Annotated in this window: 16 protein-coding genes and 1 tRNA gene; 7 read left to right on the forward strand and 10 right to left on the reverse strand. The window is 58.1% G+C overall.

What is annotated here, in order from left to right:
- Nucleotides 1-278: 278 nt before the first annotated feature.
- The 3 genes from dpiA (at nucleotide 279) to CPH57_RS12480 (ending at nucleotide 4,347) form a co-directional block, all read left to right on the forward strand.
- Complete coding sequence (gene dpiA, locus CPH57_RS12470) at nucleotides 279-965, forward strand: two-component response regulator DpiA (protein WP_033643717.1); 687 nt, start codon at nucleotides 279-281, stop codon at nucleotides 963-965.
- Between the two features lie 102 nt (nucleotides 966-1,067).
- Nucleotides 1,068-4,157, forward strand: coding sequence for a beta-galactosidase (locus tag CPH57_RS12475; protein WP_096242400.1), 3,090 nt, complete (start codon nucleotides 1,068-1,070; stop codon nucleotides 4,155-4,157).
- Between the two features lie 114 nt (nucleotides 4,158-4,271).
- Nucleotides 4,272-4,347, forward strand: a tRNA-Asn gene (locus tag CPH57_RS12480).
- Between the two features lie 97 nt (nucleotides 4,348-4,444).
- Here CPH57_RS12480 and CPH57_RS12485 read toward each other — a convergent pair.
- Nucleotides 4,445-5,278 (reverse strand): oxidoreductase, encoded by an 834-nt coding sequence (locus CPH57_RS12485; RefSeq protein ID WP_096242841.1) that lies wholly within the window; start codon nucleotides 5,276-5,278, stop codon nucleotides 4,445-4,447.
- Between the two features lie 105 nt (nucleotides 5,279-5,383).
- Here CPH57_RS12485 and CPH57_RS12490 point away from each other — a divergent pair, with 105 nt between their 5' ends.
- Together CPH57_RS12490 and CPH57_RS12495 are read left to right on the forward strand one after the other, a co-directional pair.
- Nucleotides 5,384-6,304, forward strand: coding sequence for an AraC family transcriptional regulator (locus CPH57_RS12490; protein ID WP_033643719.1), 921 nt, complete (start codon nucleotides 5,384-5,386; stop codon nucleotides 6,302-6,304).
- A 156-nt stretch (nucleotides 6,305-6,460) separates the two neighbouring features.
- Nucleotides 6,461-7,501 (forward strand): hypothetical protein, encoded by a 1,041-nt coding sequence (locus CPH57_RS12495; protein ID WP_096242401.1) that lies wholly within the window; start codon nucleotides 6,461-6,463, stop codon nucleotides 7,499-7,501.
- Nucleotides 7,502-7,790: 289 nt separating this feature from the next.
- On the opposite strand, the gene CPH57_RS12500 is transcribed toward CPH57_RS12495, so the two are convergent.
- On the reverse strand, nucleotides 7,791-8,510 hold the full coding sequence (locus CPH57_RS12500; protein ID WP_096242402.1) for a hypothetical protein: 720 nt from the start codon (nucleotides 8,508-8,510) through the stop codon (nucleotides 7,791-7,793).
- A gap of 605 nt (nucleotides 8,511-9,115) precedes the next feature.
- On the opposite strand from CPH57_RS12500, the gene CPH57_RS12505 reads away from it, so the two are divergent.
- Nucleotides 9,116-10,822: a hemolysin gene (locus tag CPH57_RS12505; protein WP_089194941.1), complete on the forward strand. Its 1,707-nt coding sequence runs from the start codon at nucleotides 9,116-9,118 to the stop codon at nucleotides 10,820-10,822.
- Nucleotides 10,823-10,872: 50 nt separating this feature from the next.
- Here CPH57_RS12505 and CPH57_RS12510 read toward each other — a convergent pair whose 3' ends face one another.
- A complete protein-coding gene (locus CPH57_RS12510) occupies nucleotides 10,873-11,445 on the reverse strand; it encodes a hypothetical protein (RefSeq protein ID WP_096242403.1) in 573 nt (190 codons plus the stop codon).
- Between the two features lie 129 nt (nucleotides 11,446-11,574).
- On the opposite strand from CPH57_RS12510, the gene CPH57_RS12515 reads away from it, so the two are divergent.
- Nucleotides 11,575-12,465, forward strand: coding sequence for a LysR substrate-binding domain-containing protein (locus CPH57_RS12515; RefSeq protein ID WP_089194943.1), 891 nt, complete (start codon nucleotides 11,575-11,577; stop codon nucleotides 12,463-12,465).
- Here CPH57_RS12515 and CPH57_RS12520 read toward each other — a convergent pair.
- From CPH57_RS12520 to CPH57_RS12550, 7 genes are all read right to left on the reverse strand, one after another.
- The gene (locus CPH57_RS12520; RefSeq protein ID WP_033643727.1) at nucleotides 12,462-13,190 is read right to left on the reverse strand and encodes a PA1136 family autoinducer-binding transcriptional regulator; all 729 of its coding nucleotides are present in this window, start codon (nucleotides 13,188-13,190) and stop codon (nucleotides 12,462-12,464) included. The two genes, CPH57_RS12515 and CPH57_RS12520, sit on opposite strands and share 4 nt — an antisense overlap.
- Entirely contained in the window at nucleotides 13,187-14,062 is an 876-nt protein-coding gene (gene hchA, locus CPH57_RS12525) for a glyoxalase III HchA (protein ID WP_033643728.1), read from the reverse strand. The genes CPH57_RS12520 and hchA overlap by 4 nt, the downstream gene beginning before the upstream one ends.
- A gap of 102 nt (nucleotides 14,063-14,164) precedes the next feature.
- Nucleotides 14,165-14,932, reverse strand: a complete 768-nt coding sequence (locus CPH57_RS12530; RefSeq protein ID WP_033651856.1) for an ABC transporter ATP-binding protein — start codon at nucleotides 14,930-14,932, stop codon at nucleotides 14,165-14,167.
- Nucleotides 14,919-15,929, reverse strand: coding sequence for an iron ABC transporter permease (locus CPH57_RS12535; protein WP_096242404.1), 1,011 nt, complete (start codon nucleotides 15,927-15,929; stop codon nucleotides 14,919-14,921). The genes CPH57_RS12530 and CPH57_RS12535 overlap by 14 nt, the downstream gene beginning before the upstream one ends.
- Nucleotides 15,930-15,971: 42 nt before the next feature.
- A complete protein-coding gene (locus CPH57_RS12540) occupies nucleotides 15,972-17,048 on the reverse strand; it encodes an ABC transporter substrate-binding protein (protein ID WP_231922805.1) in 1,077 nt (358 codons plus the stop codon).
- Nucleotides 17,049-17,094: 46 nt separating this feature from the next.
- Entirely contained in the window at nucleotides 17,095-17,493 is a 399-nt protein-coding gene (locus CPH57_RS12545; RefSeq protein WP_223524788.1) for a hypothetical protein, read from the reverse strand.
- A gap of 18 nt (nucleotides 17,494-17,511) precedes the next feature.
- Nucleotides 17,512-18,882 carry an MFS transporter gene (locus CPH57_RS12550; RefSeq protein WP_033651857.1) on the reverse strand — a complete coding sequence of 457 codons (1,371 nt, stop codon included), beginning with the start codon at nucleotides 18,880-18,882 and terminating at the stop codon, nucleotides 17,512-17,514.
- Between the last annotated feature and the right edge of the window lie 260 nt (nucleotides 18,883-19,142).

Genomic DNA, 19,142 nt, shown 5'->3' on the forward strand with positions numbered 1-19,142 from the left:
GAAATACAAAAAGGCATTTTAATTAACATCAGAAATGGCAATTAAAACCTTAAAAACCATGAAGATAAAATCATCCTCTCGTTCGGTAAACCCATGGTAAGCAGAAAAAAAACGCGGATTATTGACCTATTTCACAAACCGATCCCGGTTAATAAGTTATTTAATGTTCTTTATTTGCTTAATTAATCTTATGGTGTTTATTATTGAGATAATCTTTATTTGGCGCCGCAATTCACTTACATTCACTTAGCATTTTTATTGCAATTACGGGTCGCACTATGGAATGGCTGAACATCCTGATCGTTGAAGACGAAACGCCGCTGGCGGAGATGCACGCGGAGTTTATCCGCCAGAACGGCGGCTGCCGCCAGATTTGGCTGGCCGGCACGCTGGCGCAGGCGCGCGCCATGACCGACCGCTTCAAGCCGGATCTGATCCTGCTGGACAACTTTCTGCCGGACGGCCAGGGCATCACCCTGCTGCGCGAACTGACGCTGAGCGGGTATCGCGGCGGCATCGTGTTCATCACCGCCGCCAGCGACATGGCCACCGTGGCCGAGGCGTTGCGCTACGGCGTGTTCGACTACCTGATCAAACCGCTGGCCTATGACCGGCTGAGCCAGACGCTGCTGCGCTTCAGCCAGCGCCGCGAAGCGTTGAAGGACAAAGCGCGCCTCAACCAGCGCCGCATCGACGAGATGTTCAATACCTACGCCCGCGGCGAGCAGCAGGCGGCGCTGCCCGCCGGCATCGACGAGCTGACGCTGGGCAAGGTCCGCGCGCTGTTCGCCGAACCCGCCGCGCGGCACACCGCTGAAAGCGTTGCGCAAAAAATGGGGCTCAGCCGCACCACCGCTCGCCGTTATCTGGAGTTTTGCACCGCCGCGCAGCAGCTGCGCGCCGAGATCATTTACGGCAAGGTAGGCCGCCCACAGCGGATCTATCGCGCCGGCGAGCCGCATTAACGGTTATTTGATCGCCCTTGCAAGGTTGCGTGTAACCGCTTTACTTTTTATGCGCCGGTCAGCATCTTGGTGAGCATCACCTAGCCGACTGGACGATCGCCGATGCCTGCTGCGCCCCTAGCTTCCCTGACCGAGATCCTCGCCCGCCGTGACTGGCAAAACCCGGCCTGCACCCACTACCGCCGGCTGGAGGCCCACCCGCCGTTCGCCAGCTGGCGCACGGTGGAAGACGCGCGCGACGACGCCCCCAGCGCCAGCCGCCGATCGCTGAACGGCGAGTGGCGCTTCAACTATTTCCCGCGCCCAGAGGCGGCACCGGAGAGCTGGCTGCAGCAGGATCTGCCGGACGCCGCCCCGCTGGCGGTGCCGGGCAACTGGCAGCTCGCCGGCTACGACGCGCCGATCTACACCAACGTGCGCTACCCGTTCCCGGTCGATCCGCCGCGCGTGCCGGAAGACAACCCGACCGGCTGCTACTCGCGCGCCTTCAGCGTCGATCCGGCCTGGCTGGCCGCCGGCCAGACGCGCGTCATCTTCGACGGCGTCAACTCGGCGTTCTATTTATGGTGCAACGGCCACTGGGTCGGCTATTCGCAGGATAGCCGCCTGCCGGCTGAGTTCGATCTCAGCCCGTGGCTGCGGCCGGGTGAAAACCGGCTGGCGGTGATGGTGCTGCGCTGGTGCGACGGCAGCTATCTGGAAGATCAGGACATGTGGCGCATGAGCGGCATCTTCCGCGACGTCAGCCTGCTGCACAAACCCGCCGCGCACCTGAGCGATGTGCGCATCACCACGCCGCTGCATGACCGCTTTACCCGCGGCGAACTGGTGGTGACAGCGCGCGCCAGCCGGCCCGGCCCGCTGCAGGTGCAGGTTCAGCTGTGGCGCGATGGCGCGCGGGTGGCCGAACGCACCCAGCCGCTCGGCAGCGAGATCGTGGACGAGCGCGGCGCCTATGACGATCGCGTCACCCTGCGCCTGCCGGTGGAACGCCCGGCGCTGTGGAGCGCCGAAACGCCCGCGCTGTATCGCGCTACCGTCGCCCTGCTCTCACCTGAGGGGGAGATTATCGAGGTGGAGGCCTATGACGTCGGCTTCCGCCAGGTAGAAATCAGCGGCGGGTTGCTGAAGCTCAACGGGCAGCCGCTGCTGATCCGCGGCGTTAACCGCCACGAGCATCATCCGCGCCACGGCCAGGTGATGGACGAGGCGACGATGCGCCACGACATCCTGCTGATGAAACAGCACAACTTCAACGCGGTGCGCTGTTCCCATTACCCCAACCATCCGCTGTGGTACCGGCTGTGCGACCGCTATGGGCTGTACGTGGTGGACGAAGCCAATATCGAGACCCACGGCATGCAGCCGATGAACCGCCTGGCTGACGATCCGCTGTGGCTGCCGGCGATGAGCGAGCGCGTCACCCGCATGGTGCAGCGCGATCGCAACCACCCCTGCATCATTATCTGGTCGCTGGGCAACGAGTCCGGCCACGGCGTGAACCACGATGCGCTGTACCGCTGGGTGAAAAGCCAGGATCCGACCCGCCCGGTGCAATATGAAGGCGGCGGCGCCGACACCGCCGCTACCGACATCATCTGCCCGATGTATGCCAGAGTGGATCAGGATCAGCCGTTCCCGGCGGTGCCCAAATGGGCGCTCGGCAAGTGGATCGGCCTGCCGGAGGAACAGCGGCCGCTGATCCTGTGCGAATACGCCCATGCGATGGGCAACAGCTTCGGCGGCTTTGAGCGTTACTGGCGCGCGTTCCACCACTATCCGCGCCTGCAGGGCGGCTTTGTCTGGGACTGGGTCGATCAGGCGCTGATCAGGCGCGACGCCCAGGGCGAAGAGTACTGGGCCTACGGCGGCGACTTCGGCGATACCCCCAACGATCGCCAGTTCTGCCTGAACGGGCTGGTGTTCGCGGATCGCACCCCGCACCCGGCGCTGTTCGAAGCGCAGCGGGCGCAGCAGCTGTTCCGCTTCGCCTTCGACGCCGCCTCGCTGACGCTGACCGTCACCAGCGATTACCTGTTCCGCCACACCGACAACGAGCAGCTCAACTGGCGGCTGGAGCTGGACGGCGTGGAGCGCGCCAGCGGCAGCTTCGATCTGGCGCTGCCGCCGCAGGGCAGCGCTCGCTTCACCCTGCTCGATCGCCTGCCGATGCTGCACCAGCCCGGCGAGCTGTGGCTGAACGTGGAGGTGGTGCAGCCGCAGGCCACCGACTGGTCCGAAGCGCACCACCGCTGCGCCTGGGATCAGTGGCGGGTGCCGCGCGCGCTGCATCCCGCCCCGCCGCCGCCGCAGGGCGTGCCGCCCACGCTGATTGAAGACGATCAGGGGCTGACCCTCACCCACGGCGACCAGCGCTGGCGCTTCGAGCGCAGCAGCGGCCACCTGACGCAGTGGTGGCAGAACGAGCAGCCACAGCTGCTGACGCCGCTGCGCGACGGTTTTGCGCGCGCGCCGATCGATAACGACATCGGCGTCAGCGAAGCGGACCATATCGATCCCAACGCCTGGGTCGAACGCTGGAAGCTGGCGGGCCTGTACCGGCTGGAAGAGCGCTGCACGCAGTTGCAGGCCGATGCGCTGCAAAACGAAGTGCGGGTGGTGAGCGAGCACCAGTTCGGCGTGGACGGGCAGATTTTGCTGATTAGCCGCAAGCAGTGGCTGTTCGACGCGCTGGGCGCGGTGAGCGTGAATGTGGAGGTCGAGGTGGCCGACGCCCTGCCGCCGCCGGCGCGCATCGGCCTGCACTGCCAACTGGCGACGGTGCAGCCGCAGGCGGAATGGCTGGGTCTGGGCCCGCACGAGAACTATCCGGATCGCCGCCTGGCCGCGCAGCACGGGCGCTGGCGCCTGCCGCTGGCGGATCTGCACACGCCGTATATTTTCCCCGGCGAGAACGGCCTGCGCTGCGACACCCGCAGCCTGCGCTACGGCGGCTGGCGCATCGACGGCCGCTTCCACTTCTCGCTCAGCCGCTACGGCCTGCAACAGCTGATGGCCTGCAGCCACCAGCACCTGCTGCAGCCGGAAGCAGGCACCTGGCTGCATCTGGACGGCTTCCACATGGGGGTGGGCGGCGACGATTCCTGGAGCCCGAGCGTGCACCGGGATTACCTGCTCACCGCCGGCGTTTACCGCTATCAGCTGCGCCTGCAGCGAGCGCCAGAGGGCTAAATCTGCCAAAAAACTCAACGGGTTGCGCATTCTGTAAGCAAACAGTCACAGAATGTGTAATCCGCCTTTGACATGCCGACGGCGCCTCGCTATTATTCGCCCCGTTCACACGATTCCTCTGTAGTTCAGTCGGTAGAACGGCGGACTGTTAATCCGTATGTCACTGGTTCGAGTCCAGTCAGAGGAGCCATATTTAGAGAAGCCCGCTCAGGGAAACCTGAGCGGGCTTTTTGCTGTTGGGCGGATCATAATCGGCGATCCCCTACGCTCTCGCTACCCGACACCGTTCAGCCATCCGTTGAACGGGTGAGTTTCTCCCATTGTTCAATTTCCTGACCTAACGCCTCGAGCTTTTGCCGCACCAAACTTAATGCGTCACTGCCTAACAACAGATGCGTAGGCGGGTTCCCGCTCTCGATCAATGCCAGCATGGCGTGAGCCGCCTTAACCGGATCGCCGAGTTGCTTGCCGCTTTTTTCCTGGCGCGCCTGACGAACAGGTTCAAATAACGCGTCATAGTCCGGAAGACGACGAGGGCTGCGCACCATTGAACGCCCGGCCCAGTCCGTCCGAAACGAGCCAGGCGCCACGGCGGTCACGTGTAGGTTGAACGGGGCAAGCTCTTTACTTAAGGTTTCTGATATTCCTTCCAGTGCAAATTTGCTGCCGCAGTAATAGCTGATACCGGGCAAGGTAATGAAACTGCCCATTGAGGTGATATTGATAATGTGGCCCCGACAGCGCTGGCGCATGCCCGGTAGCACGGCTTTGATCATTGCCACCGCACCAAACACATTGACGTCAAACTGGCGGCGCAGCTCTGCAAGCGGGGATTCTTCCAGAATGCCTTCATGGCCGTAACCGGCATTGTTCACCAGCACATCTATCGGACCGACGGCGGACTCTATCTCTCCAACCACCTCATCAATACGTTCATCGTCCGTGACATCAAGCAGATAGCCAAAAGCCCGCTGCGTATCGAGCGCGGCGAAAGCCTGCAGTGCTTCGCTGTTGCGCACCGTCCCTACAACCCGATGCCCTACGGCGAGGGCTTCCCGCGCCAGCGCCTGACCAAAGCCACTGCTGACGCCGGTAATTAAAATCGTTTTTGCAGATGCCATAAAAAGAACTCCCATGAACCATGAAGGTTGCATGGTATTCTCTTCCCTGCCGTATTTTTAGGCCGTATTTTCTCTTTTTCTTGCCTGATTTTATGAGGTGGTGGGATGTCCGACATGATTGCCCTGATGAATAGACTTGCGGTGCAAGAGGGATACAACCTCACTGCCCTACCTGATGTGCGAATTTTGCGTTCCGATCGCCCGCTTGCCAGAACGCCGGTGCTTTACGATCCGGGGATCGTGATCGTCTGCCAGGGCAGCAAACGCGGCTATTTCGGTCAACAGACCTATTTATATGATGAGCAGCACTACCTGGCGGTTTCGGTGCCGGTGCCGTTTGTGATGGAAACCGACGCGTCGGCAGCACATCCGCTGCTGGCGATTTATATGCATCTGGATTTTCAGCTTGCCGCGGAACTGATGTTGCAGATTGAACAGCATGGCGCCCCGCATCCTCCCGTCGCGCCGCAAAGCATGATGTCGAGCCCCATGGACAGCGCGGTAAAAATGGCCGTACTTCGCTTACTTGAAGTCCTGGCTAACCCACTTGAGGCGGCGATCCTCGGCCCGGCGCGGGTGCGTGAGCTTTATTTCCGCGTGCTGACAGGCGCACAGGGCAACGCAATGCGTGCCGCGCTGGCCTTGCAGGGGCAGTTTGGCAAAATCGGTAAAGCGTTGCAGCACATCCATGCCGCTTACGCGGAGCCGTTAACGCTGACGCAGCTGGCGATGATGGCCGGCATGAGCGTGCCGACCTTTCATAGCCATTTCAAAGCGATAACGCAGATGCCGCCGATGCAGTATGTGAAATCGGTGCGCCTGCACCAGGCACGAATGCTGATGGTGCGCCAACAAATCACCGCCGCCGCCGCGAGTTACGCCGTTGGCTATGAAAGCCCATCGCAATTTAACCGAGAATTCAAGCGTCTGTTTGGCCTGCCACCGGCAGAGGAGATAAAGCGTATGCAGCATCACTTCGCCATTCCGCCCGCGCAGCCTGCCTCGGTATTTGTTTCATCGCACTGAGGCTTATTTGGTCAGGCGAACGATAGTCCGCTATGAGCGAAAAGCGGACGTTTACGCTTAGTTCTGTGCTGATAAAAATACCATTAAATAGTATAATTAATCAAAGTATCATGTGATATCTTTCGTAAAGATTAATTCTTAACTTTTAGGATTATTATGTCAGATTTAGAAAAATTCCTGCCAACTTTGAAACGCTTATCAAAATTAGACAAGCTCTCTGAGAATGAAATTCTAAATCAATTCAGGAGAAATCATAGCGTAGAACCAGTAATCTCAAAAAGTGAACTTTGTTATGCTTCTTTCACAGTTAAAATTGATGATTTAAACTTCTTGCTTACCGAAAGGCCAATATCGTACTTAAATAGACATTGGGGACGATGTTCGAATATTCAGTCGCATGCAAATTCACTTGGTATAGCATTACCCCTATATATTGGAGAAGGCACTCTTTCTTCTGCAATCCATGAAATTAAAAGAAGTGAAAATCCGCTTGATAATTCAAATAAATGGTTATTCGAAAATTTCTCATTAGAAATTGCAATTGCTTATTTCAACAAATATTTTATAAAGAGCGAATCACTAAAAAACTACAAGACAATTATTTTTGAAGCTATAGAAGCTTTTTATTTGGGGTATGATCATATATCTATAATGTCGCTCTTCCCTGTCTTTGAAGGTGGATTGAGGAACTTACTTGTAAAATTTTGTGATGGTGACAACACAAATACAAGTGCAGACAGATTTGAAAAGGAAATTAGAAAACTCATTATTACATGGGGAAGACGGCAGCTCCCAAATTTTGACTGGTATCCCGGCAAAGGTTATGACATTGAAACTGAGGTGGATTTTTTCACACATTTAAACCCCCAGTGTGATGTGATTAATTCAACCAGATCTTTTTTTAAAAATGTCATATATAAACCAACTGGAGGTGTTAATGAAGGTAGCTTCAATAGACATTTGACACTACATTTGCTGAATCAGGATTTCAATGAGCCATCTAATTTTGTTAGGATTTTCTTGGTGTTAACACATTTAACCTTTGCAGAAAGTCTGATGAACAATAATGTCCCTTTCTTCTGGGAAGGTGTAGATGACAATGACCGACGCATTGCTTCATTCATTTCTAGAAGTGGTGATGTTATTTTTGAAATGCGTAGAAAAGAAATTAGTAAGCTTGGGTTAAATTTATACTGATGCAAGCGTAATCTAAAATAAAAATCAAGTATAGGTCGCACCCCTCTTTTTTCGGTTGCCCTAAAAGGAATTTATAACGTCCGCTTTTGGCACGGAGCGGACGAGTTTACCAGGTTGAAGGTCTGCTGTGAGCGAGGAGCGGAAGTTCGCAATTGAGTCGCCATATATGTTTCTATTAATGCCGTGAATCAATTGGACTGACCCCACCACGGTATAGAATTCTGCTCTATAGTTTGGAGTGCCCCATGACAGTAAGCCTCCTTCGGGTGTTTTTTTATTTGCCGCAGGTCTATTTGCGCGACCCAATGAATAGATCAGGTGTTTTATGTGCCTTCAGGGCTTCTTCTACATCGTTGAAGTAGTTTTTTAATATGTTCGTCATCGCCTGGAGAGAGCCAGATTTAAAGTTAACCTGCTCACCATCTTGTACTAATTCCTTAGAATATGTATGCATCAGGTCCTCCAACTCAGGGATGGGCCTACCATCATTTGAGACGAAACGCGCATCGTTGTGCGCACAAGCGTTACGTAACTTAGTTACTTTCTTCACCAAAGAGTAATATCTCGAAGCCTTCATGCCAATGATCTTCCTGGCATACAAGTCACAACGTTCAAAACCATTACCTTTAAGGTCTGACAACTTAACAGGCGCGTTGTGAACCCTTGCAAAGCCATTACATAGCTTCTCGAAATCGTGCTCAAGCATGCCGTATAACGTCAAAAAGACAGAGCGGCGTGTAACGCTGGGATAGTAGGATGTAAACATATCATCTAAATCAACAGATCCGCTATCCAGTCCCATATAGTACTCAACTAAATAATAAGCGTTATCTTCAGCAGAGATTTCATACTCTTCAGTTTCTGGCCCTTCGGTATGGTACTGGCTTACATTAGCTGCGATAGAGGCATCAGTTTGCGCATTTAGAGAGGAAATGATCTCAAACGTTAGGCTTACGTCATAGTGTGAAAATTGCATTGGAAGGTCCAGTAAAGCCTCGAATTTAAACATTTCATATTTCCTGTATAGTTTGTTCTGTTCATAAAACCCGAATGATATGCCCTACCAGTGTTGCTGTAATCATAGCAACACCAAATGTTTCGACCTAGTCCCAATTCATTATTATACCGTGATTTAGCAATGTCCTCTCATGGCACGAAGCCGACCGCCAGAGTCCCCACGCCAGCATCTCCCCACCCTATTCCACGCCCCAGCAGCGTTGGAGCGAAACCACCCCCGGCGTTGCCGTCGGTGTAAATCCGCAAAGCGGCAGCCACAATCACCGCCATAACGCCAACGCTTGGCCCCACCAGCGAAACCCACTCTTTTACCTAAGAAGATTCCTAACCTAGCTGACGGAAATGCCTTCCTGACGCCAATACGCGGATTTACCCGCCGATTTACAGCAATAATCCTGAAAAAACAATCGATAAGCCAATCTCTCTCGCTCAGCAAGTTGCGTCTATCCTTTCGCTATGGGCGCCTGCCGCCCATCGTTCGCTGCAGATCGCGGCATGCGCGTTTCTGGCTGTTCGGGTTTCGGTTTTATTCCATCGCGCGCTTCCATTCATCATGTTGAATTTCACAGCAATCTCTCAGCAACAAGGAGTGTTTATATGGCTTACGTCATTACCGACCGAGAAAAACTGCAAGCGATTTGGGAGGCCGCCAAAGCCGGCGACTGGCCAGCGGTATATGCCGCCTCCGTCGATGCGCTCACCGATCCCAACCATGCCAACCAACCCATTGAGGGCGTGGATATCGCGGTGTATACCTGGATCAAAGGCGCCTATGGCGTGAACTCGAATCAGGGGGCGTTTGCCCATTACATTCGCGACCAAACCAAGCTGCAGTATGAGCTGCGCACCGGGCATGTGCCCGATGACTGGGAGGCGCGCATTCAGAATGCCTCCGACAACATCGCCAAAAACTTCGCCAAAACGCTGTTTGGCGTCGATCTGAGCAGCGATCCCAACGCGCCGCTGCCGGATGCCCCGCCCACCAGCGCCAAAGTGCCGGACATTCACGAGGTCGGCCTGATCGACGCCGGCGCGGCGGCGTCCGAAGTGTTCACCGACGCCTCCTCGACCGGCGCCCCCAACTATTCCCCCTGGGCCGGCACCACGCTGTTCTCTTATTTAGGCGATACCTCGTTCTTTACCGAATGGGTGGCGACCAACGACACCTCGGCCTTTAAGGTGGAAGGCGGGACTTACGATCTGATTGCCGCGGCGCAGGTCTCCATGCAAATGAAAAACCTCAGTTACGTGGTTGAAACGCTGCTGGCGGGCGAAGTGCCCACCTATTTGACCACCCTGGGCATTGGCCACGAGACCATCCGCCTCGCCGCCGAAGCGGCGCGTGATTTCTACACCGAATCCTACGGCAGCAGCGTGACCGGCGGCGGCAGCCTCATTCCCGGCAAGCTGGATATCGGCTCGGCGATTTTCAACGACATTGCCGACGTGCTGTCCACGCCGAATCTGTACCGCGTCGGTACGCTGCATGACGATGATTTCACGCTGGCGTTCGGCAATATCGCCGTTAACACCGGCAGCGGCGACGACACCATCAGCGTGCCGCGCGGCTGGCAAAACAACGCCGGCAACTACGGCTGGACGGTGATCGACGGCGGCAGCGGCCATGATACGGTCGATTATTCCAGCCTGTCGCACGGGGTAAACCTGAAGTTTGACGCCCAGGGCAGCTACGGCGGGCGCGGAGTGATCGAGAAAAACGGCATCGGGCTGTATGGCTTTAAGGACGGGCTGTACAACATCGAAGCGGTGAAACTGACCGACTTTAAGGACAACGTCACCTTTAACGATCGGGTGCTGACGCCGGCCAACGGTCTGGAGGTCAGCCTGGGCAAAGGCTCCAGCGAGATTCGTTTCGAGCACGGTTATACCACTGCGCCGGGAGGGAGCGCGCCGCAGGATTATCTCGGCGTGAACCTGAGCATGCTGTCCAACGATGTGCCTTTCCCCAACAGCCTGCTGAACATTCCCGTGAAGCAGACCCACAATATCTACATCGACGACAGCTTCGAGCTGGGCTTTTTACAGGCCTCCTCCCTGTCTATCGACAACCACCTGCTGGCCTTCGGCGCCGAAGGATCAAACAGCAGCTTCTCACTGAATTACAACGCGCAAACCCATACGCAGGATCTGTCGATATTCATGCAGGGCGAAAGCGCGCTCAATCAGCACGTCGTCAATATCTACAATTGGGATCAAGGATACTTTGGCATCAATCTGGAGCAGCCGGCCATTCAGCTTGTCGGTTTGCAAACCATTGCCCCGCAAGAGCTGGCGGCCGCCTAAGCGAAGCCCGCCGGGTTTACCGGCGGGCTGTTTACCTGCGGCGCGGCGGCTCACTCCCTGTCACGCTCCGCAATCCGCGCCATCAACACCCCCAGCAACGCCAGATCGACCAGCAGCGCCAGCGCGAAACAGATCCCTCTCACGCCCGGTGCGGCGTAGGTTTGCACCAGCGAAACGGCAACCACTACGGCCACGATAGTCACCACCGTCGTCAGCCTGCACGCCACGGCGAACGCCGCTTTCTCCTCCGCCGCCGTGCGGTAGGCAACGCCCTGCCCCAGGCCGCCGAGGGCGAGCCCCGCCAGCAGAGCCGGCCAGTCATGGCCGCCGAACAGCATCAGCAGCGTCAATAGCCATCCCGCCGCCGCCAGCAAAAAGCCGTGGCGGAGAATCGCCAGCGCAGGCCGGTTCCGCAGCGGCTGCCAGCGGGCCAGTGCGGCGCCGCCGAGAAACGCCAGCGCCAATGCCGTCAGCAGCATCAGGGTCGCGCCGATGCCCTGCAGGCTCTCCGCCTCCAGCAGCAAAGCGCCCGCCGCGACCGGCACGCTGAGCGCCAGGGCGCTCGCCGCCGTTCCCGTGTGTGCCATGGCGCCCAGGGCGCCGTTGTTGATAGAAAGGCTCATCGCTCACTCCCAATAGGGTGGAAATGATGAAATAAATTCATTTCCCTATTCACATGTCAGTAGCCTATCTCTTGTATAATCGGTCAGACAAACTCATAGTTTTCAGCCTTAGATGAGAATAACTCAGCCATGAGAAAACCCCGTTTGCCGCCGCTGGGCGCGCTGCGCGCCTTCCACGCTGTGGCCGGCTGTCGCAGCTTTAAACATGCCGCCGAAGAGTTGGGCGTCAGCGCGACGGCGGTCAGCCACCAGATCAAGCTGCTGGAATCGGTGCTGGAATGCCGGGTGTGCGAGCGCAGCGCGCAGGGCGTCAGCCTGACCGAGACCGGCGAGATCCTGTATGCCGGCACCCAGCGCGCCTTCGCCGCACTGGAGCAGTCCGTCGCCCAAATCGCCCGCGCCCAGCAGCCGCCGGCGCTGACCGTCACCACCACCTCCAATTTTCTCACCCACTGGCTGGTGCCGCGCCTGGCGGATTTCAAGGCGGAGTTTCCCGCCATCGATCTGCGCCTGCACACCAGCGTCGAGCGGGTCGATCTCAGCCAACGCACCGTGGACGTCGCCATCCGCTACCGTGAAACGCCGGAAAGCGATCTGCACTGCACCCTGCTGCATGAGGATCGCTTTATCGTGGTCGCCAGCCCGGCGCTGGCGCTGGCGCACATCGAGGATTTACAGCGGGTGACGCTGTTTCACGTGGCGCATCGGCAGGTGCCCGCCGACTCGCCGACCTGGGAGAACTGGCGGCGGCGCTACGGGCCGGAAGGGTTGAACGTGGAAGCCGGGCTGACCTTCAGTGACGAAACCCATGCGCTGCAGGCGGCGGTGGCCGGCCAGGGGGTGGTGATCGCCAGCCGGCTGCTGGCGCGCGATTTGTTGCAGCGCGGCGTGCTGGCCGCGCCGTTCGAGATGGCGTTACCCGGCGCCAACTACTATCTGGTGGCCACCGAAGAGACCGCGCAGCGCCCCGATATCATTGCGCTGCGCGAGTGGCTGCTGCGGCAAATGGCGGCAGGCTAACGGCTCTCGGGGGCAATTTCGCCCAGGCGGATCGCCACGCTGATCGCCTGCGCGGTGGTGGCGGCGCCAAGGCGCCGGCGAATGCGGCGCAGGTGGTTTTCCACCGTGCGTTCAGACAGGCCGAGCATCGCGGCGATATCCGCCTGTCGTCGGCCGATGGCGGTCCAGCTCAGCACCTCACGCTCGCGCGCCGACAGCCGGCCTTCTTCTTTGCCGGCCGCCGGTTCAAACAGCCGCCGCGCCGCCAAAAAGGCCGCCGTGCCCACCAGCGACAGCGCCAACCGCACCGGCGGCGAGGCGGCGATGCGCTCGCCTCCCAGGCTGACGGCGCCCTCCAGGCCGGCGGGGCCGAACACCGGGATTTGCATGCCGTGCAGGCCCGCGCCGCGCGGCGTGTGCACAATCCGGTAGCGCTCTCCCTGCTGCGCCCGGGTCTTGGTCCAGAAGAACGGCTCGCTGGCCCGCAGCATGTGGCGAGTCACCGGGCAGTGCCGCACGTAGGTCAGCGCATCGACCGCCTCCCCCTCGCCGAACCAGTCGCCTTCGACCCAATAGATATGCTCGATCCCCGCCTCCGCCGTGGCGGAAGCGGAAAACAGCACAAAGCGATCGAAGCCGAACGGCGCGGCGAAGGCGCGAACCCGCCCCTGAATGGCGGACAGGGTTCGCTCGTGGTCCATCGCCAACGCCGTCTGGAAAGCGCGCTGCGCGATCTCATCGCTCATCGCGCGGCGACGTCGGCCAGCAGCGTCTCCGCCGCCAGTTTGCCGAGGTTGTTGGAAGCCAGCGGGCTGTCGCCGGTCAGCAGGCGCCGATCTTTATGCACCTTGCCGGTGATGTCGGCATTGACGATCTTCACGCCCAGCTCACGCAGGCGTTCGCCCACCAGCCAGGGCATCGGGCCGGGGATATAGCCGATGTCGATGTTGGCGCCGGTATCGAGAGCATCCGGGAACACGCACATCTCATAGCCGCGATAGAGGAAATCGTCTTTGCTCTCGCCGATGCCCGCCGCCAGCAAACCGGCCGGCCCGTGGCACAGCGAGATCACGTAGCGATCGTTGTCATGGGCCCAGTGCAGCGTCTTTTTCACCTCTTCACTGAACGGGATATCATTGAGCACGCCGTGGCCGCCGGGAATGAAAACGCCGAGATAGTTGCCGCCATCCAGATCCTTCACGACTTCCGTCAGCTTTTTCGGCTGCTTGAGTTGGCTGCGGTACTTCTCATAGGTGGCCTTGACCGCTGGGTCTTCATGCGGGAACGCCCACATCTCCAGCTTCACCGGATCGCCGGACGGCGTGGCGATGTCGATCTCGAAACCGGCCAGATCCAGGTGATACATCGGTAGCAGCATCTCGACCGGATGGTTGCCGGTGGAGAAGAACTTGCCGTTTTGCATCAGCAGGTAGCGCTCCTGCGAGGCGATCATCAGCACCTTCCACTTGCCGCCGCGATAGGCGTTCGGGTAGCTGGCGCCCGTGAAGTCGGTTTTGGACGAGGTGTACTGGCTGAGGGAGTAAGGTGATGGGAAGAACGCGTTGTCTTCCGCCACATCCGGGGTGGGATTACGATCGTTGGATACTGAATCAGTCATGATTATCTCCATATTCACCGTTGCATTTCTCTTTCAGCTTAAATAACCGCCGGCGGGGCCGCAATGAGGGATATCCCTCAATCGTCCTCGCACTGGCGGCGCTCAAGCGGGGTGCCGTAGCGCGACAATGAACGTTTCTTCGCTGACGCCGGCATATTCGTACCGGCACTTTCTCACCGGCACCTGGAAGTAGCGCTCCAGGATATCCTCTTGCAGCAAGGCGTTTTTATCGCCAAACATGCACTGTCGCTTATTCATCAGCAGGCACTTGTCGGAGATGCGATCGGCGTAATGCAGAAAATGCGTATTCAGCACGATCGTCATCTGCCGCTCTTTGGCGAGGCGCCAGAGCATCTCGATCATTTTAGCCTGATTGTAAAAATCCAGGTTCGACTCCGGTTCGTCGAGGATCATGACGTCGGGGTCCGCCGCCAGCGCCTTGGCGAAATAACACATCTGCAGTTCCCCGCCGCTGATCTGATTGATGTTTTTCTGCGCCAGCGGCGCGATCTCCAGCGCGTGCAACACCGCCTGCGCCTTGGCGAAATCTTGCCGCCGCGGCCCGGCGAACCACCCCGCCTGGCGAGCGCAGCCGAAAGTGACAAAATCGAGCACGCCATACGCGAAATGCGGCGTTTTCGCCTGCGGCACATAGGCCAGTCGGGCGGGCCGATTGTCGATATGGCCGATCTGGCACACGCCTGACAGGGGCCGGCACAGGCCCGCGACATGTCTCAGCAGCGTGGTTTTACCGGCGCCGTTCGGCCCGAGCACGCTGAGGATCTCACCGCGTTTCAGATGAAAACTGACGTTGTCGAGAATGGGCTCACACCCTTTGAACCCCAGGGTCAACTGGCTAACGGTGATCATGTTTGCTGCTCATAATAAAAAGGAGGGCGAAAAGCGGCGCGCCGATCAGCGCGGTCAGGATGCCGATCGGGATTTCAGCGTAGGTGGCGCCTCTGGCGATATTGTCGATCACCAGCAAAAACAGCGCCCCGCTCAGCGCCGAAGCCGGGATCAGGCGACCGTGGTTATACCCCAACACGCTTCGCACCAAATGCGGGATCACCAAGCCGACCCACCCCACCACGCCGGCCAAGCTCACCGAGGCGGAAACCAGCAGAGAGGCGGCGATCAGCAACAGGATCTTCAGCCGAGGCGGATTCAGACCGGCGATACGCGCCTCGTCGTCCCCAAGAGAGAGAATGTTCATATTCCACCTGAGCCGGTAGATAGTCAGGTAACACGCCGCAAACAGCGGGATCAGCCAATAAACCTGCGCTTTCGCTACTGAAGCGAAGCTGCCCATCAGCCAGAAGACGATCGCCGGCAAGGTATCCTGCGGATCGGCGACATATTTTATGACCGAGACAAACGCGATAAACAGCGACGCGATAATCATGCCGGACAAAAGCGTGGTGAGCGCATCCTGCCGGCGTTTGAGGCGGCAGATGCCGAGCACCAGCAACAGGCTCACCACGCCGAAAAGAAACGACAGCAGCGAACTCAGGGCAAAAGGCAAACTCAATAGAATGCCCAGCGCAGCGCCAAAGGCGGAGGCGGAAGACGTGCCCAGCACGTCCGGGCTGGCCAATGCGTTTTTCAGCACCGCCTGAAAGGTCGCGCCGGCGACCGCCAACCCGCCGCCCACCAGCATCACCGCCACTACCCGCGGCGCGCGCAGGTTAAAAATCACCGAATAGCGGGCCTGGTTTTCCCCCGGCATGTTCTCCTGCCATAAAATCTGCGCCACATCATGGGCCGACAAGGCGTAGCGGCCGGCAAACAGTGATGCGAAGGCGACCACACAGAGCGAAATAAACAATCCCGCCATGATCGCCACATATTTTCCTCTGCCCGGCATCTCCAAGCTCCTCCAACGAACTCACGCTATTTAACCGTGGCACTAGCGCTGTGCCAGCACCTCATCCAGCAACCGGTCCGGGATCGCATAAGAGAACATCGTCTGATAATAGCGGCGCGTCTCCTCCCGCAGCGTTTTGTCGCTAATGTCTTCAGGGGCATACCGGTTGATCATAAACAGCGGCAGCAGTGATGTTTCCGCCGACAGGCCCCCCCAGTTATGAATGCCCACCGGCGTCGAGAAAACCTTGCCGTTTTTTACCGCCCTGAGCGTCTCCCACGCCTGGCCGGGGATCCCCCCGTGCAGCAGCGCTTTGGCGCTGCCGAACACCACGAAAATCACATCCGGGTCCCAGGCCATGATCTGCTCCATCGAAACGTTGATGTACCTGCCGGCATCGCCCTTCACCGGCAAATCCCCGGCGACGTTGTCCATGCCGGCCATTTTCAGGTAGGTGTCGCCGTAGGTATGCGGGCCGCTCACCTTCAGCTGCCTGCCGTCGCTTTCTTCGAGATACAACGCCCTGACGTGCTGCGCGCGGATGGCGGCGGCATAGGGGCGGATCTGCTTCAGGGTCTTTTCCCAGGCGTCTTTGAATTTATGCGTGCGCGGCAGGCCGAGGGTGTCGGCGAAAGTATTTTCCCAATACACCTGGGTGACCATCGGCTGGTATTTGGTCTTCCCGCCGGCATCCAGATCGACGGTCATCACGCCCGCCCTTTCCAGCCGATCGTCCTGGCTTTTGCCGTAGTAATAAATGATGTCGGGCCGGAGATTCATTAACGACTCCATGTTGACCCGATAGTCCTTATTGATGAAACCGGACGTGATCCTGCCGATATCCGGCTTCATGTCCTTCAACACATGCCTATCGGCATGCATGAACGCCCAGGGGCCGACGCCGACGACGTGCCGATAGGCCGCCTCGTTGGCCAGGATCACGCCGAAGGGGCAGTTGCCGGTGATAACGATCCGCGGGTAGCTGCCGGGCAGCGTTTGCGCCGCCGCGCTCTGCGGCAGCGCGGCCGCTTCCGGCTGGCTGGCGCCGGCGCAAGGCAGCATCGGCAAAGCGGCTATCGCCAGCAAGGCGGTGGCGATGAATGTCAGTTTTACGGCCATGAGGCCTCCTGCGCGCACGCGCAATGGCGCGCGTCGATGAATGGTGTCAGGCCGAGGCGGCGATGCCGGCGGCCATGATGGTGATCCCGGCAACGAAAACGATCGCCGCGGTGGCGACCGCGCCGCCGCCGACCAACGCGGCGGTTTTTCCTTCGGAAATCTCTTTTCGCTGCAGGAAAGAGAGTTGCGACAGGGGAATGATTTTTCCGCTGTCGGCAACGATGTCTTTCGGTTCAACCTTCGCAACCGTCAGCTCACCGCCGCTGCCGTCCTTCAGGCCGTATTTCAGCCGATCGCCGACATACACCGGCGGCTGCAACAGATAATACGGGCTATTGAGCCCCGCCTCTTTTTGTTGCAGCGCCACGTCGTGGTAGGTCGAGCAGCCGCTGAGGGAAAACGCCGCCATCCCGATAATGAGCGGCACCAGGTGGATGAATCGCATGGGAAACCTCGAACGTGCTTATTTGCTGGTTTTTAACGTAACGGCGGACTTGAAGCGCATATAGCTCACGGCCAGAGAGAGAAACGAGAACGCCGCCCCCGCCATTAAGCTGATAGTCGTCGCTTGCGCGCCGCGCATATTGAAGAAAATCGCCACTAACGCCGAACCGACGATTTGCCCAATCAACCGGGAACTGCCCAACAGACCGCTGGCGATGCTGCTGTTTTCATGAGAGACCGAGGTCATGATCAGCAGGTTGTTCGGTGATTGAAACAGGCCGAAACCGATGCCGCACAGCGCCACACGCCATACGATCGCCCCATTCGACGGATCGGCCGGCAGGTTGGCCATCAGCAGCATGCCGGCCAACAAGCAGGCGAGGCCTGACAGGGCGACGAGATTGGGATCGTATTTCTTGGTCAAATCGCCGGAAATCAACGACGACACCATGGTGGCCAGCGGCCAGGCGGTCAGCAGCAGACCGATTTCCACCACGTTTCTTTGCAGGACATTGTGGAAATAAAAAGGCAGCGATACAAAAGCCAAAAGCTGGGTGCTGTAAGACAGCATCGACATCAGCAAAGACAATGACAGCGTCGGGTTATGCAGCATCGCGACCGGGATCAGCGCGGCGTTGGCCTTTCTTTTCTGATTGATGTACAGCCACCCGGCCAGTCCGGCGAATACCGCAAAGCTCAGCGCCGCCGCCGGCAGATGGCGGGTGGTCATGCTCATCGTGCTGAGCGAGAAAGCGATAAACAGCACAAACACCAACAGGGCGCCCCCGCTGTCGAAGCCAACGCTGCGCCGCTCGCGGGAGCCCAGAAATATCACGCTCAGCAGCAGCGACAGGCAGGCGATGGGAACATTGATGGTGAACAGCCAGTTCCAGCTCGTTTGAGAAAGTATCGCCGAGGCGATGGACGGCCCGGCGGCGGCGGAAACCGACACCACCATCACGTTAATCCCCAGGCCGCGCCCCAGCAGCCTTGCCGGATAGATCTCCTTGATCAGCGCCGCATTGACGCTGAGCACCGCCGCCGCGCCGAAGCCCTGTATCACTCGGAACGCCGTCAGCATCGCCAGCGTGTCGGAAAGCGCGCAGCCCAACGAGGAGAAAGCAAACAGCACCACCCCGGCCATAAAGATTTTTTTATTGCCCACCGCTCTGCCCAGCGCCGCAAAGGGCATCAACGACGCGACGACGGCAAACTGGTAGGCATTGATAATCATGATGGAGGCCGATTCGGAAACGGCGAAATCTTTCGCGATCACCGGCAGCGCTACGTTGGCGATGGTGCTGTCGAGCATGGCGATGACCGTGCTTAACGAGACGGCGAGAACCGCGAATAGATTTAGCGTCTCTTTTTCCTGGTGTTTAAAAGTCATGTTAACGCTCCAAAAACGTGGGTGTCTTTATGCCGGCATGCCGGCGGCAAAGACGCCGTTTTTATCAATTTTTGTAATTACGTTATAACATATCATTATTGGATGGTAATAAATCTCATTTGAAATATTGGATTGCATAGTGTTTCAAAATAAGAATTAACAAATGCAATACAAATAAATCACAATATAAATACCCAATCAAATAACCACATTTAGTATAAAAACCGGTTGATTTATAGAATGACATTAAAAGTAACAGG

The organism is Serratia sp. JKS000199, from assembly GCF_900215455.1.
GTDB classification, from domain to species: Bacteria; Pseudomonadota; Gammaproteobacteria; order Enterobacterales; family Enterobacteriaceae; genus Serratia; species Serratia ureilytica.

Coding starts and splice junctions, on each gene's coding strand:
- CPH57_RS12505 (WP_089194941.1), top strand. CDS start 9,116: ATGGCTTACGTCATTACCGACCGAGAAAAACTGCAAGCGATTTGGGAG.
- CPH57_RS12485 (WP_096242841.1), bottom strand. CDS start 5,278: ATGGCATCTGCAAAAACGATTTTAATTACCGGCGTCAGCAGTGGCTTT.
- CPH57_RS12520 (WP_033643727.1), bottom strand. CDS start 13,190: ATGAGCGATGAGATCGCGCAGCGCGCTTTCCAGACGGCGTTGGCGATG.
- CPH57_RS12475 (WP_096242400.1), top strand. CDS start 1,068: ATGCCTGCTGCGCCCCTAGCTTCCCTGACCGAGATCCTCGCCCGCCGT.
- CPH57_RS12540 (WP_231922805.1), bottom strand. CDS start 17,048: ATGGCCGTAAAACTGACATTCATCGCCACCGCCTTGCTGGCGATAGCC.
- CPH57_RS12545 (WP_223524788.1), bottom strand. CDS start 17,493: ATGCGATTCATCCACCTGGTGCCGCTCATTATCGGGATGGCGGCGTTT.
- CPH57_RS12530 (WP_033651856.1), bottom strand. CDS start 14,932: ATGATCACCGTTAGCCAGTTGACCCTGGGGTTCAAAGGGTGTGAGCCC.
- CPH57_RS12500 (WP_096242402.1), bottom strand. CDS start 8,510: ATGTTTAAATTCGAGGCTTTACTGGACCTTCCAATGCAATTTTCACAC.
- CPH57_RS12550 (WP_033651857.1), bottom strand. CDS start 18,882: ATGACTTTTAAACACCAGGAAAAAGAGACGCTAAATCTATTCGCGGTT.
- CPH57_RS12535 (WP_096242404.1), bottom strand. CDS start 15,929: ATGCCGGGCAGAGGAAAATATGTGGCGATCATGGCGGGATTGTTTATT.
- dpiA (WP_033643717.1), top strand. CDS start 279: ATGGAATGGCTGAACATCCTGATCGTTGAAGACGAAACGCCGCTGGCG.
- CPH57_RS12515 (WP_089194943.1), top strand. CDS start 11,575: ATGAGAAAACCCCGTTTGCCGCCGCTGGGCGCGCTGCGCGCCTTCCAC.
- CPH57_RS12490 (WP_033643719.1), top strand. CDS start 5,384: ATGTCCGACATGATTGCCCTGATGAATAGACTTGCGGTGCAAGAGGGA.
- hchA (WP_033643728.1), bottom strand. CDS start 14,062: ATGACTGATTCAGTATCCAACGATCGTAATCCCACCCCGGATGTGGCG.
- CPH57_RS12495 (WP_096242401.1), top strand. CDS start 6,461: ATGTCAGATTTAGAAAAATTCCTGCCAACTTTGAAACGCTTATCAAAA.
- CPH57_RS12510 (WP_096242403.1), bottom strand. CDS start 11,445: ATGAGCCTTTCTATCAACAACGGCGCCCTGGGCGCCATGGCACACACG.